Origin of the sequence: Rhodovulum sulfidophilum DSM 1374 (assembly GCF_001633165.1) — a bacterium.
Classification (GTDB): Bacteria; Pseudomonadota; Alphaproteobacteria; order Rhodobacterales; family Rhodobacteraceae; genus Rhodovulum; species Rhodovulum sulfidophilum.
The window spans coordinates 954,799-967,500 of record NZ_CP015418.1 but is presented as its reverse complement, the minus strand read 5'-3'; the positions used below and the strand labels follow the sequence as shown (position 1 = coordinate 967,500).

12 protein-coding genes (1 of these 12 only partly in view) are annotated in these 12,702 nt (G+C 67.9%); 6 read left to right on the top strand and 6 right to left on the bottom strand.

Annotated elements, in window-relative coordinates:
• On the bottom strand, window positions 1-1,079 hold the 5' portion of the coding sequence (locus A6W98_RS04735) for an FMN-binding glutamate synthase family protein (protein WP_042458537.1). 421 nt of this gene lie to the left of the window's left edge; only the first 1,079 of its 1,500 coding nucleotides appear in the window; the start codon lies at window positions 1,077-1,079; its stop codon lies beyond the left edge, outside the window.
• A 113-nt stretch (window positions 1,080-1,192) separates the two neighbouring features.
• On the opposite strand from A6W98_RS04735, the gene A6W98_RS04730 reads away from it, so the two are divergent.
• A complete protein-coding gene (locus A6W98_RS04730; RefSeq protein ID WP_042458534.1) occupies window positions 1,193-1,639 on the top strand; it encodes a hypothetical protein in 447 nt (148 codons plus the stop codon).
• Window positions 1,640-1,727: 88 nt separating this feature from the next.
• On the opposite strand, the gene clpB is transcribed toward A6W98_RS04730, so the two are convergent.
• Window positions 1,728-4,343: an ATP-dependent chaperone ClpB gene (gene clpB, locus A6W98_RS04725; protein WP_042458531.1), complete on the bottom strand. Its 2,616-nt coding sequence runs from the start codon at window positions 4,341-4,343 to the stop codon at window positions 1,728-1,730.
• Between the two features lie 199 nt (window positions 4,344-4,542).
• Here clpB and pyrF point away from each other — a divergent pair, with 199 nt between their 5' ends.
• Window positions 4,543-5,253 (top strand): orotidine-5'-phosphate decarboxylase, encoded by a 711-nt coding sequence (pyrF, locus tag A6W98_RS04720; protein WP_042458529.1) that lies wholly within the window; start codon window positions 4,543-4,545, stop codon window positions 5,251-5,253.
• A 9-nt stretch (window positions 5,254-5,262) separates the two neighbouring features.
• On the opposite strand, the gene A6W98_RS04715 is transcribed toward pyrF, so the two are convergent.
• From A6W98_RS04715 to A6W98_RS04700, 4 genes are all read right to left on the bottom strand, one after another.
• Entirely contained in the window at window positions 5,263-5,697 is a 435-nt protein-coding gene (locus A6W98_RS04715) for an NUDIX hydrolase (protein WP_042458526.1), read from the bottom strand.
• Window positions 5,675-5,941, bottom strand: coding sequence for a hypothetical protein (locus A6W98_RS04710; RefSeq protein WP_052677924.1), 267 nt, complete (start codon window positions 5,939-5,941; stop codon window positions 5,675-5,677). The genes A6W98_RS04715 and A6W98_RS04710 overlap by 23 nt, the downstream gene beginning before the upstream one ends.
• Window positions 5,941-6,834 (bottom strand): SPFH domain-containing protein, encoded by an 894-nt coding sequence (locus A6W98_RS04705; RefSeq protein ID WP_042458521.1) that lies wholly within the window; start codon window positions 6,832-6,834, stop codon window positions 5,941-5,943. The genes A6W98_RS04710 and A6W98_RS04705 overlap by 1 nt, the downstream gene beginning before the upstream one ends.
• A 90-nt stretch (window positions 6,835-6,924) precedes the next feature.
• A complete protein-coding gene (locus tag A6W98_RS04700; protein WP_042464551.1) occupies window positions 6,925-9,168 on the bottom strand; it encodes a heavy metal translocating P-type ATPase in 2,244 nt (747 codons plus the stop codon).
• A 102-nt stretch (window positions 9,169-9,270) separates the two neighbouring features.
• On the opposite strand from A6W98_RS04700, the gene A6W98_RS04695 reads away from it, so the two are divergent.
• The 4 genes from A6W98_RS04695 (at window position 9,271) to A6W98_RS04680 (ending at window position 12,698) form a co-directional block, all read left to right on the top strand.
• The gene (locus tag A6W98_RS04695) at window positions 9,271-9,696 is read left to right on the top strand and encodes a MerR family transcriptional regulator (protein ID WP_042458518.1); all 426 of its coding nucleotides are present in this window, start codon (window positions 9,271-9,273) and stop codon (window positions 9,694-9,696) included.
• Between the two features lie 215 nt (window positions 9,697-9,911).
• Window positions 9,912-11,126, top strand: coding sequence for a CaiB/BaiF CoA transferase family protein (locus A6W98_RS04690; RefSeq protein ID WP_231098367.1), 1,215 nt, complete (start codon window positions 9,912-9,914; stop codon window positions 11,124-11,126).
• A gap of 5 nt (window positions 11,127-11,131) precedes the next feature.
• Window positions 11,132-12,292, top strand: a complete 1,161-nt coding sequence (locus tag A6W98_RS04685) for an acyl-CoA dehydrogenase family protein (protein WP_042458513.1) — start codon at window positions 11,132-11,134, stop codon at window positions 12,290-12,292.
• A gap of 16 nt (window positions 12,293-12,308) precedes the next feature.
• Window positions 12,309-12,698, top strand: a complete 390-nt coding sequence (locus A6W98_RS04680; RefSeq protein ID WP_052677923.1) for a MaoC/PaaZ C-terminal domain-containing protein — start codon at window positions 12,309-12,311, stop codon at window positions 12,696-12,698.
• Window positions 12,699-12,702 lie beyond the last annotated feature (4 nt).

Genomic DNA, 12,702 nt, shown 5'->3' with positions numbered 1-12,702 from the left:
CGGAGGTCCGACATCATCAGCAGCGCCTCGCGGATCGGCAGCCCGACCAGGTCGATCAACGGCATCGGCGCAGCACCGGTGCCGCCCTCGCCGCCATCGATCGTGATGAAATCGGGCGCCGAGGTAGCGCCCCGCGCACGCACAAGATCGAACAGCTGTTCGAAGGGTTCCGGACCGCCGACCACCGCCTTGAAGCCCACCGGCTTGCCGGTGACCTTGCGGACATGGCCGATCATGTCGAGCATGTCTTCCCAGTTGCCGACCTCGGCATGGCGGTTCGGGGAATAGCTGTCCTCGCCCAGCGGGATGCCGCGAATGCGCGCGATCTCTTCGTTGATCTTGGCCGCGGGCAGGATACCGCCCTTGCCGGGCTTGGCGCCCTGGCTCAGCTTGATCTCGAACATCTTCACCTGCGGGATCGCCGCCAGCGCCGCCAGCTTTTCGTCCGACAGATGGCCATGGGCGTCGCGCACCCCGTATTTGGCGGTGCCGATCTGATAAACGATGTCGCAGCCGCCCTCGAGATGATAGGGCGAAAGCCCACCTTCCCCGGTATTGAGCCAGATCCCCGCCTCGGCCGCGCCCTTCGACAGCGCCTGCACCGCGGGTTTCGAAATCGCCCCGTAGCTCATGCCCGAGATATGGAAAAAGGACGAGGTGACATAGGGAATACGGGCGAAGGGGCCGATCTTCATCGGCGCGGTACTGGCAAACTGACCTTCAAGCGGCGGAAAGGCCGCGTTGACGAAAATCGGCGTGCCGGGAATGCTGAGATTTCGGGTCGACCCGAAAGCAACGGTATTGCTTTTGCCTGCCCCCGCCCGGGCGACCCAGTCGCGCTGCGCGCGGTTGAACGGCATCTCTTCGCGGTCCATCGCAAAGAAATACTGCCGGAAGAACTCACCCAGCTTGGTGAAGATATTGCGAAACCGCCCTATCACCGGGTAATTGCGGCGGATCGCGTCGCCGGTCTGGGTCCGGTCGATGATGAAAAGCGCAAGGCTGACCATTAGAAGGGTACCGATGACCAAAGCGAAAGCGCCCGCCAGCACTTGCAATGCGTAATAGGCCCAGCCCATCCTGCCCCCGTCATGCCTGTGCGGGCGGACGATGCCGACCCCGCTGTTTCGGATAACCTGCGCGGACAATAGAACGGATACAACCCCGCGCGGCACCAGCCTCGGAGGAAAAGATGAAAGCATTACTTACCGCGACCACACTTGCCGCATTTCTTGCGGCAGGGGCTGTCGCGGCGGCACCGGTCACCTACACCACCAGCCAGAGTTTCGAAGACGTCGCCTTCGAACTTGAAACCGCGATCACCGGCCGCGGTCTGGTGATCGACCATGTCAGCCATCCGGGCGAGATGCTGGAACGGACCCGGGCCGATCTTGGCTCGGACAAGACGATCTTTCTCAATGCCGATATTTACAGCTTCTGTCCGGTCGCGCTCTCGCGAAAGGTGATGGAGATCGACCCGCTCAACATCCGCTTCTGCCCCTATGGCATATTCGTGCTGCAATATCCCGAGACGCCCGGGAAGACGACGATCGGCTACAGCACCTATCCCGAAGGCCCGATGAAAGAGGTCGAGGAATTGCTCGACGGCATCGTGCGCGACGTCGTCGGGCTCGACTGAAACGCAGAAAAAGACGCCCGGATCGTCAGACCCGGGCGTCCCATGTTCCAGCGCTGCGGTCCCGCGCTTCCGATCAGTGCAGGCCCGATCAGTGCAGGACGGCATCCTCCGGCTTCGGCCGGTTCGAACCGACCACCCGGTCGCCGATGATCAGCCCCTCGGGACCGACCGTCACCCCGATATTGCCGCCGTCGCGGATCTCCCCGGCCAGCAGCGCCTCGGCCAGCGGGTCCTGCAGGCTGCGCTGGATCACCCGTTTCAGCGGCCGCGCGCCATAGACCGGGTCATAGCCCGCATCGGCCAGCCATTTCCGCGCCCCCTCGTCGAGATCGAGCAGGATGCCGCGGGCATCCAGCCGTTTCTGCAGCTGCCGGAGCTGGATCGTCACGATGCCGTCCATGTCCTCGCGGGTGAGCCGGTGGAAGATCACCGTCTCGTCCAGCCGGTTCAGGAATTCCGGCCGGAAATGGTCGCGCACCGCCTCCATCACCTCGCGCCGCGCCGACTCGGCATCGGCCCCGTCGGGAAGCTGGCTCAGCGCCTGGGATCCGAGGTTGGAGGTCAGCACGATCAGCGTCTGCTTGAAGTCGACCCTGCGGCCCTGCCCGTCGGTCAGCACCCCGTCATCCAGAACCTGCAAGAGCACGTTGAAGACATCCGGATGCGCCTTCTCGACCTCGTCGAACAGGATCACCTGATAGGGACGGCGCCGGACCGCCTCGGTCAGAACACCGCCCTCATCATAGCCGACATAGCCGGGCGGCGCCCCGATCAGCCGGGCGACGGCGTGTTTCTCCATGAATTCCGACATGTCGATCCGGACCATCGCCTGATCGTCGTCGAAGAGATATTCCGCCACCGCCTTGGTCAGCTCGGTCTTGCCGACACCGGTCGGCCCCAGGAACAGGAACGACCCAAGCGGACGATGCTCGTCATTGAGCCCGGCCCGCGCCCGCCGCACCGCATTGGCGACGGCCTTCACGGCCTCGGTCTGACCGATCACCCGGCGGCCAAGCTCCTCTTCCATGCGCAGAAGCTTGTCGCGTTCGCCCTCCAGCATCTTCGAGGTCGGAATGCCGGTCCAGCGTTCGACGACCTGGGCGATCTGCTCGGGGCGCACCGCCTCCGCGACCATCACGTCATCCTCGCGGCTCTCGGCCTCGGACAGCGCCTTTTCAAACTGCGGGATGATGCCGTAGGACAGCTCGCCCGCGCGGGCCAGATTGCCCTCGCGCTTGGCCTGGTCAAGCTCGGCCCGGGCCCGGTCGAGCTGCTCCTTGATCTGCCGGGACCGATCCAGCTTGTCGCGTTCGGCCTGCCATTTGGCGGTCATCTCGGTCGATTGCTGCTGCATCTCGGCCAGTTCGGCCTCGAGCTTCTCAAGCCGTTCCTTCGAGGCCGCGTCATCCTCCTTGCGCAGCGCCTCGGCCTCGATCTGTTTCTGCAGGATGTCGCGGTCGAGCGCGTCAAGCTCTTCGGGCTTGCTGTCGACCTCCATCCGCAGGCGGCTGGCGGCCTCGTCGACAAGGTCGATGGCCTTGTCGGGCAGGAACCGGTCGGTGATGTAGCGATGGCTGAGCGTCGCCGCCGCCACCAGCGCCGCATCCGAGATCCGGACGCCATGGTGCAGCTCGTATTTCTCCTTGATGCCGCGCAGGATCGACACGGTGTCCTCGACCGTCGGTTCCTCGACGAAGACCGGCTGGAACCGCCGCGCCAGCGCCGCGTCCTTCTCGACATGCTTGCGGTATTCATCGAGCGTGGTCGCGCCGATGCAATGCAGCTCGCCCCGCGCCAGCGCCGGCTTGATCAGGTTCGCGGCATCCATCGCGCCTTCGGATTTGCCCGCGCCCACCAGCGTGTGCATCTCGTCGATGAACAGGATCACCTCGCCCGCCGCGGCCGAAATCTCGTTCAGGATGGATTTCAGCCGTTCCTCGAACTCGCCGCGATATTTCGCGCCCGCGATCAGCGCGCCCATGTCGAGCGCCATCAGCCGCTTGTCCTTCAGGCTTTCGGGCACGTCGCCATTGACGATCCGAAGCGCGAGACCCTCGGCGATGGCGGTCTTGCCGACGCCGGGTTCACCGATCAGGACCGGGTTGTTCTTGGTCCGGCGGCTCAGCACCTGCATCGCGCGGCGGATTTCCTCGTCGCGGCCGATGATCGGATCGATCCTGCCCTCTTCGGCCATCTCCGTCAGATCGCGCGCATATTTCTTCAGCGCCTCATAGCCGTCCTCGGCACTGGCCGTATCGGCGGTGCGGCCCTTGCGGATATCGTTGATCGCGGCATTGAGGTTCTGCGCCGTCACCGCGCCCGCATCGAGCGCCTCCTTGGCCTTCGAGGGCACCATGCACAGCGCCATCAGCACCCGTTCGACCGGCACGAAGCTGTCGCCCGCCTTCTTGGCCAGGCTCTCGGCCTCGTCCAGCACCCGGCCGGTGGCCTGATCCATATAGACCTGGCCCGCATCGCCGGTAACCTTGGGCATCTTGGACAGCGCGGCCTCGACCGCCTCCAGCACCCGGTCGGGCGCACCGCCCGCCCGGCGGATGAGGTTCGAGGCCATGCCCTCCTCATCGTCCATCAGCGCTTTCAGAAGATGTTCGGGCGCCAGCCGCTGGTGGCTTTCCCGCATGGCGATGGTCTGGGCGGCCTGCAGAAAGCCACGCGACCGTTCCGTGAACTTCTCGAGGTTCATCGGGATCTCCTTTCCTAGAAGCGCCCGCCTCCGGGATGCCTGCTCCGCAGCGCATCCTCTTTCGCGGGCCTTGCCTCGCAATTTGGGAGCCGTCCCCTGCGGTTGCAAGGCCGCGCCCGCGCTTTGTCGCGCTGGACGGAGCCTCCGCGGCCGCTTAGAACCCGGCGCGACCCCCCGTCCGCCGCCAAGGAGCGCCCCCATGACCGATGACCGCCTGATCGTCGCCCTCGACGTCCCCGATGCCCATGCCGGGCTGACGCTCGCCACCCGGATCGGCGATGCCGCCGCCTTCTACAAGATCGGGCTGGGAATGCTGACCGGCGGCGGGCTGGCGCTGGCGCGCGAGCTGAAGGACGAGCACGGCAAGCGGATCTTCCTCGACATGAAGCTCTTCGACATCGGCGCCACGGTCGAGGCGGCGGTCAGGGGGCTGGCCCGGTTCGATCTGGATTTCCTGACCGTGCATGGCGACCCCCATGTGGTGCGCGCGGCATGCGAGGGCGCGGCCGGGTCGCGGACGAAGATCCTCGCGGTCACGATCCTGACCTCGCTTGACCGCGCCGATCTGGATGCCAGCCTGATCCGCGCGGGCGATCTGCCCGATCTGGTGGCAGAACGTGCCGGCCGCGCCTTCGGGGCCGGGGCCGACGGGGTGATCGCCAGCCCGCAGGAGGCCGCGATGATCCGCGCCCTGCCCGAAGCGGCGGGCCAGCTCATCGTCACCCCGGGCGTGCGGCCCGCGGGCGCGGCGCTTGGCGATCAGAAGCGGGTCGCGACCCCGGCCCGGGCGGTTGCAGACGGGGCCGATCACATCGTGGTGGGACGACCGGTCTGGCAGGCCGAGGACCCGCGCGCCGCGGCTCTGGCCATTCAGGCCGAACTGGCCTCGCCCGAAGCCGGGCGCGCCTGACAGCCGGGCTCAGCCGCCGGGCCGCGCCGCAAGATACTCGGCCAGCTGCTCCTTGAGCTGGCCGATCCCCTTCGGATGGGCCAGGTAATCGCCCACGGGCATCACCGCCCAGCCCTGCCCCTCGTCGCCGAAACGGATCCTGGCGATCTCGTCCGCACCGATCCGGGCCACGAAGAACCAGACCGGCCGACCGCGGTGATTGGGATAGGTCTGCCGCCAGATCAGCCGCGCAGGATCGAGCGCCAGCCCCAGCTCTTCGCGGGTTTCGCGCAGCACGCAGGCGGCCGGGCTTTCCCGCCCCTCGCGCGCGCCGCCGGCGAAATCCCAGTGCCCGGGCCAGGCGATATGGGGCACATCGTCCCTGAGGATCGAGACCAGCCCGCGGCCGGTCAGCAGCGCAAGCTTGGCGCCCCCGAAGGGCTCATCCCTCGTTGATGTCGTCATCCCAGATCCTGACCTGGCCCTTTCTCACGCCCAGCGCCCGGCGCAGCACCAGCCAGGACAGGCCCGCGACCAGCCCCCAGATCACGAGAAGCCAGGGCCAGGCCACCGCCAGCCCCAGCCAGAGCGCGATGCCGACCGCCGCCGCGCCGACCGCGACGCCGAAAAAGACCTGGACCGGGGCCAGAATCTCGAGGATCGCCAGAACCGCCGCCCCCGCGAGCCAGACCCACCAGGTCTCGAGCATCAGCCGCGCCCCTTCAGCATCTTGAACGCATCGGCAAAGGCATCCATCGCATGGGCGGGCAGGATGATCGTCTGCTTGCCGGCGCCCTCGCCGACCTTGGTCAGCGCCTCGACCTGTTTCAGCGCCACCTGATACTGCGCCGCCTCAAGCCCGTTCTCGGCAATGGCCTTGGCCACGACCTCGGTCGCATAGGCCTCGGCATCGGCCGAAACGCGGCGCGCCTCGGCGGCCTGGCGGGCGGCGTAAAGCTCGGCATCGGCCTGAAGCTCGACCGCGCGCTTGGTGCCTTCGGCCTCGGTCACCTGGGCGCGGCGGGCGCGCTCGGCATTGAGCTGCTGCAGCATCGCCTCGCGGGTGGCGGCATCGAGATTGACATCGAGGATCTCGGCGCGGGTGACCTCGATGCCCCAGTTGACCACCGCATCCTCGACGCTTTCCTTGATGGTCGAGATCAGCTCGGAACGGTTCGACTGCACCTGGTCGAGCTCCATCTTGCCGATCTCGGCCCGGACGATGCCCGCCACGGTGGTGGCGATGGCCGCGTCGATGTCACGGATGCGGTAGACGGTCTTTTCCGGCTCGAGGATGCGGTAGAAGACGCTGGTCTCGACCTGCACCAGCACGTTGTCGGCGGTGATCGCGTCCTGGCTGGCATTGGGAAGCTGCCGCTCGAGGATCGAGATCTTGTGGGCGACCCGGTCGAGATAGGGCACGATGAAGTTGATGCCCGGCCCCAGGACCGAACGCAGCCGCCCGAACCTTTCCACCACATGCTTCTCGGATTGCGGCACGATCCGCACCCCGAGGAACACCGTCAGCAGGATCAGCCCGCCCAGCAGCAAGACGACGAGATTGCCGCCGACGAGGGCAGTAAGAAGTTCGGGCAGAGACATTCGCAGGTCCTTTCGTGAAAGCGCCGGCACTATGCCCGGCGCGCGGGCCGAACGGAAGTCCGGCCGGTGCCGACAGGCGCCTTTCTGCCGTCAGTCGCGCGCCGCGCGGCGCGGATCGAAAGCCAGCAGTCTCAGCGCATTCGCGGTAACCAGCACGGTCGCCCCGGTATCGGCCAGAACCGCCATCCAGAGGCCGGTGAGGCCGGTGACCGAGGTCACGAGGAAGAGGGCCTTGAGCCCCAGCGCCAGCGCCACGTTCTGGTGGATGGTATGCATCGCGGCCCGCGAAAGGCGGATCATCGCCGGGGCATCGGTCACGCGGTTGCGCAGAAGCGCCGCATCGGCGGTCTCGAGCGCGACATCGCTGCCCGCCCCCATCGCGATGCCGACCCCGGCCCGTTTCAGCGCGGGCGCATCGTTGATCCCGTCGCCGATCATCGCCACGCCGCCCCGGTCCGCCATCTCGGCTATGGCGGCAAGCTTGTCCTCGGGAAGAAGTTCCGCGCGCGGCTCGAGCCCGAGCGGCTCGGCGATGGCACGGGCGGCGCGCGGATTGTCCCCGGTCAGCATCACCGCCCGGAGCCCCATCCCCGCAAGCTCGGCCACCGCCTCGGCCGCATCCGCACGCGGCGCGTCGGCCAGCCCGATCACGCCAAGCGCGCGCCCCGCCGCGACCACCAGCACGGCAGAGCCGCCCCGTTCCTCGATCTCGGCTACGGCCGCCGCCATCTCCTGGCCCGCGCCGACCCCCTCCGGAGCATGAGCGGGTGCGCCGACCCAGATCGAGGCGCCCGCGACCTCGGCCTCGGCACCGCGCCCCGGAAGGCTGCGGGCCCCGCGGGCCTGCGGCAGTTCCAGGCCCCGGGCCTCGGCCGCGTTAAGAATCGCCCGGGCCAGAGGATGCGAGGACCCGGTTTCGACCGCACCGGCCAGCCTCAGAACCTCATCGGCCGCGCGCCCCTCCAGCGGCACGATCCCGGTCACTTCGGGCCGCCCTTCGGTCAGCGTGCCGGTCTTGTCGAAGGCGATGTTCTGGACCTTGGCCAGCGTCTCGATCACCGCGCCGCCCTTGATCAGAAGCCCGCGCCGGGCACCCGAGGAAAGCGCCGAGGCGATGGTCGCGGGCACCGAGATCACCAGCGCACAGGGACAGCCGATCAGCAAAAGCGCCAGCGCCCGATAGACGAAGGTGCCCCAGTCCTGCCCGAAAGCCAGCGGCGGCACCACCGCGACCAGCGCGGCAAGCCCGACGATGACCGGCATGTAATACCGACTGAAGCGGTCGATGAACCGCTCGGTCGGCGCGCGGGCCGCCTCGGCCTCCTCGACCAGCCGCACGATGCGGGCGATGGTGCTGTCCTCGCCGGCCCGCGTGACCTCGACCCGAAGCGCCGCCTCGGTCGCGATCGAACCCGCGCGCACGGTATCGCCGGGACCGCGCGTGACCGGCAGGCTCTCGCCGGTGACGGGGCTTTCGTCGATGCCCGAGACGCCCTCGAAAATGGTCCCGTCGGCCGGGATCCGGTCGCCCGGCCGCACCAGCATGCGCTGACCCGGCACCAGATCGGCGGCCGCGATCTCGCGGACCCGGCCGTCCGCCTCCTCGATCCGGGCGCTGCGCGGAACGAGCGCCGAGAGCGCCCGGATGCCCGCCCGCGCACGATCGGCCGCCACCGCCTCCAGCAACTCGCCCACGGCGAACAGAAACACCACCATCGCCGCTTCCTGGGCGGCACCGATCACCAGCGCGCCGGTCGCGGCCAGCGTCATCAGCATCTCGATGGTGAAGGGCATGCCCGCCCGCGCCAGCGACCAGGCCCGGCGCGCCACCGGCGCCAGCCCGATCAGGCAGGCCAGCACGAAGGGCAGCCCGGCCAGCGAGGCGGGCAGGGCCAGCCCGACCGCCCAGCTTGCCGCCAGAAGCGCGCCCGTGGCCAGCACGAAGCGGCCGCGCCCGGTACGATACCAGGACCGGCCTTCCTGATCGGGCGCGGCGGCGCGGTCGGCCGCCCCCGCATCGGCTGCCGCCCCGGACCCGCCACAGCCGCAATGACAATCGCAATCGCCGCCCGCCGCCTGCCCTGCCCCCTGCCCGGCCTGCGGCCCGGCCGGGCCGATCCCGAAGCCCACGGCCCGCACCGCGGCCTCGACCTCGGAGGGAGAACTGGTCCCCGCCTCCAGCCGCAGCCGCAGCTTTTCGCGCATCAGCGACACCTCGACCTCGTCGACCCCGGGCAGCCGCTCGACCGCGCCGCGCACCTTGCCCGCGCAGGACCCGCAATCCATGCCGGTCACGGTCCATTCGAACGTTCGGGGAGATGTAAGGGCAGTCATGGCGGCCTCGCGAAACATTTGAAACACCTGCGACGAGCCTGTTGCCCGTTGCTGTTTCGCAACCTAATGTCTCTAGTAACTATAGCTTCAAGAGGTATTTTCATGCTGACCATCGGCAAGCTCGGCAAGGCGGCGGGGGTGAAGGTGCCCACGATCCGCTATTACGAGCAGATCGGCCTGCTGGCTGCCCCCGAGCGCAGCAATGGCAATCAGAGGCTTTATCCGAAGGCCGCCCTGCACCGGCTGGCCTTCATCCGCCACGCACGCGAACTGGGCTTTCCGCTCGACGCGATCCGCGAATTGCTCGACCTTGCCGACCATCCCGAGCAGCCCTGCGCGGCGGCCGATGCCGTCGCCCGGCGACAATTGACCGCGGTCGAGGCACGGCTGGCCCGGCTGACCGCGCTCAAGACCGAACTGGAACGGATGATCGAGCAATGCGCCGGGGGCAGCGCGGCCGAATGCCGGGTGCTGGAATCGATCGGCGACCACGCGCTTTGCAGCACCGACCATCCGCGCATTCCCTGACCGCCCCCCGGCATCCCCCCGCAGGCCCGAAAACACCGGTATTGCCGCAACCCTGCCCAAGGGCCCCTGACGACCGCTCGCCCGGGCTTTGCTCCGCGCCGCGCACCCCGCCCCGGGCCAACTATAGCCTTTTCGAATTTTCCTCCGGGTAAATACGATAGAAACGCATATTCCGGCTGACCCCGGCCGGGCGCTACTCTGATCCCGGCTTTTGCATGGGGAAAGATATGGGCGCGCTCGACGGCATTCGGATTCTCAGTTTCAACCATTTTCTCTCGGGGCCTGCGGCGGCGCAGCATCTGGCCGATATGGGCGCCGACGTGATCGCCATCGAGCCCATCGGCGGCGCCTTCCAGCGCAACTGGGCCGTCGCCAACCGCTTCGTCGACGAGACCAGCGTCAACCACATCACCACCGGCCGCAACAAGCGCTCGCTCGCGCTGGACCTGAAGGCGCCCGCAGCGCTGGATGCAGTCAAGCGGCTGATCGCGACCGCCGATGTGGTGATGGAGAATTTCCGCCCCGGCACTATGGACAAGCTCGGGCTGGGCGAGGCCGAGCTGCGCCGGATCAATCCCCGCATCATCTATGCCGCGACCACCGGCTATGGCGCCGACGGCCCCTATGCCAAACGCCCCGGCCAGGACGTGCTGCTGCAGGCGATGACCGGGCTTGCCGCCCATACCGGCAGCCTCGAAGGCGGGCCGGTCGCCATCGGCACGGTCCCGATCGACCACCATGCCGCGGCGCTGACCGCAGGCGGCATCGTCGCGGCCCTGTTCGAGCGCGAGCGCACAGGCACCGCCCGCAAGGTCGAGGTCAACATGCTGCAGGCCGCGCTCGATCTGCAGGGCGAGTCGATCACCGCCTGGATGAACGGCGCCAACCGCAAGGGCCCGCGCGGCGAGGCGGGGCTTGCCAACTGGTTCAGCCCGGCGCCCTACGGGATCCATGCGGTCAGGGACGGGCATGTCATGATCTCGATGTGCAAGCCCGCCGATCTGGCCGGTCCGCTGGACCTGCCCGAGCTGGCCGCCTTCACCGAGGAGGACGGCTTTTCCAGGCGCGGCGAGGTCGCGATGCTGGTGCAGCAGGGCATGGCCCGCCTGACCATGGCCGAGGCGCTGCCGCTGCTGGAGGCGGCGGGCGTCTGGCACACCCCGGTCGAGGATTACGACGCCCTGCCCGAGAACCCGCAGGTCAAACATCTGGGCGCCTTCGTCGAGGCCGAGACCCGGGGCGGCGCGCCGATGGTGATGCTGGCCCATCCGGTCCGCTATGACGGCGAGGCCCCCGCCATCCGGATGACGCCGCCCGCGCTGGGCCAACACAGCCGCGAGCTGCTGGCCGAGGCGGGCCTTGGCCAGGACGAGATCGACGCCCTCATCGAGGCGGGCGCCGCGGCACAGACCGACCGGATGCGGGGGTAAGGCACATGGATTTCACGATTTCCGACGAGATGAAGATGGTGACCGAGGCGGTAGGCCGCTTCGTGCGCGAGAAGGTTCAGCCGCTGGAGCAGGAGACCGAGGCCAATGCCCAAATCCCGCCCGAAAAGCTGGCCGCCGTCCGGGCCGAGGCCCAGGCGCTGGGATTTTACGCGCTGAACATGTCCGAAGAGGTTGGCGGCGGCGGGCTGGGCATTCTCGACATGTGCCTTGTCGAGGAACAGCTGGGCCAGACCTCGGACGCGCTGATCCGGCGGATCTTCGGGCAGGTCTATCCGATGCTCGAACAGTTCAAGGGCGATCTGCGCGACAAATATCTTTATCCCACCGTCAGGGGCGAGAAGATCTGCGCCATGGCGATCACCGAACCGGGCGCGGGCTCGGACGCGGCCGCGATCAGGACGAGGGCGGTGCCGGAGGGCGATCACTGGGTGCTGAACGGCACCAAGCATTTCATCTCGGATGGCGACATTGCCGATTACATCATCGTCATGGCGGTGACCGACCCCGAGAAACGCGCGCGCGGCGGCATCACGCTTCTGATCGTCGACAAGGACATGCCGGGCTTCAAGGTCACCCGAAACCAGCCGATGATGGGCCATCGCGGCTATGGCCATGCCGAGCTGACCTTCGACGACGTGCGCGTCCCGAAAGAGCAGATCCTCGGCGAGGTCGGCGAGGGCTTTCGGGTGATGATGGCCAATGTCGGCGGCATCCGCCTTGGCCATATCGGCGCGCGGGCGGTCGGCATGGCCTCGCGCGTGTTGGAAATGATGCGCGAGCATGCCGCCACGCGGAACCAGTTCGGCCAGCCCATCGGCGAGTTCCAGATGGTCCAGCAGATGATCGCCGACAGCGCGATGGAAATCTTCGCGACCCGGATGATGGTGCTGAACACCGCCTGGGAGATCGACCGGGGGCTGGACCCGCGCGACAAGGTCTCGATGGTCAAGGTGCAGGCCTCGGAGATGCTGGGCCGGGTCGCCGATCGCGGCATCCAGACCTTCGGCGGCTACGGCTTCACCAAGGAACTGCCGCTGGAACGGATCTATCGCGATGCGCGGGTGACCCGGATCTATGACGGCACCTCGGAAATCCACCGCATGCTGATCGCCCGCTCGGTGATCAAGCGCGGCCTGACCCTCTGAGCGGATGGAGAGCGCGATGACCATCGAACGGGGCCAGTCGGTCACCTTCCGCAAGACCCTGACCGTGGCCGAACAGGGTTTCTTCACCGGCATCTCGGGCAATCTGGGGGCGGCCCATGTCGACAGGGTGAAGGCACGGGCCATGGGCCTGCCCGACATGGCCGTCTTCGAGCTGGCGGCGGGCGCGCTGTTCTCGACCGCGCTGTCGCGGCTTGCGGGTCCCGACTACCGGATCGGCGCGATTTCCTTCTCGTTCCACCGTGCCGTGACGGTCGGCGAAACGCTTGCCGCCACCGCCACCAGCGGCGGCCCCGAGGGCAAGTCGCTGATCTGCCATCTCGCGGGCGAGATCGACGGCCAGACCGTCGTGACCGGCGAGGCGGTGCTCGTCCCAAGGGAAAGCTGAGCCC

Excerpts from the sequence above, each read along its gene's own strand:
- A6W98_RS04700 (WP_042464551.1), bottom strand. The coding sequence starts at position 9,168 with ATGACTGCCCTTACATCTCCCCGAACGTTCGAATGGACCGTGACCGGC.
- A6W98_RS04715 (WP_042458526.1), bottom strand. The coding sequence starts at position 5,697 with ATGACGACATCAACGAGGGATGAGCCCTTCGGGGGCGCCAAGCTTGCG.
- A6W98_RS04690 (WP_231098367.1), top strand. The coding sequence starts at position 9,912 with ATGGGGAAAGATATGGGCGCGCTCGACGGCATTCGGATTCTCAGTTTC.
- A6W98_RS04730 (WP_042458534.1), top strand. The coding sequence starts at position 1,193 with ATGAAAGCATTACTTACCGCGACCACACTTGCCGCATTTCTTGCGGCA.
- clpB (WP_042458531.1), bottom strand. The coding sequence starts at position 4,343 with ATGAACCTCGAGAAGTTCACGGAACGGTCGCGTGGCTTTCTGCAGGCC.
- pyrF (WP_042458529.1), top strand. The coding sequence starts at position 4,543 with ATGACCGATGACCGCCTGATCGTCGCCCTCGACGTCCCCGATGCCCAT.
- A6W98_RS04680 (WP_052677923.1), top strand. The coding sequence starts at position 12,309 with ATGACCATCGAACGGGGCCAGTCGGTCACCTTCCGCAAGACCCTGACC.
- A6W98_RS04705 (WP_042458521.1), bottom strand. The coding sequence starts at position 6,834 with ATGTCTCTGCCCGAACTTCTTACTGCCCTCGTCGGCGGCAATCTCGTC.
- A6W98_RS04685 (WP_042458513.1), top strand. The coding sequence starts at position 11,132 with ATGGATTTCACGATTTCCGACGAGATGAAGATGGTGACCGAGGCGGTA.
- A6W98_RS04695 (WP_042458518.1), top strand. The coding sequence starts at position 9,271 with ATGCTGACCATCGGCAAGCTCGGCAAGGCGGCGGGGGTGAAGGTGCCC.
- A6W98_RS04710 (WP_052677924.1), bottom strand. The coding sequence starts at position 5,941 with ATGCTCGAGACCTGGTGGGTCTGGCTCGCGGGGGCGGCGGTTCTGGCG.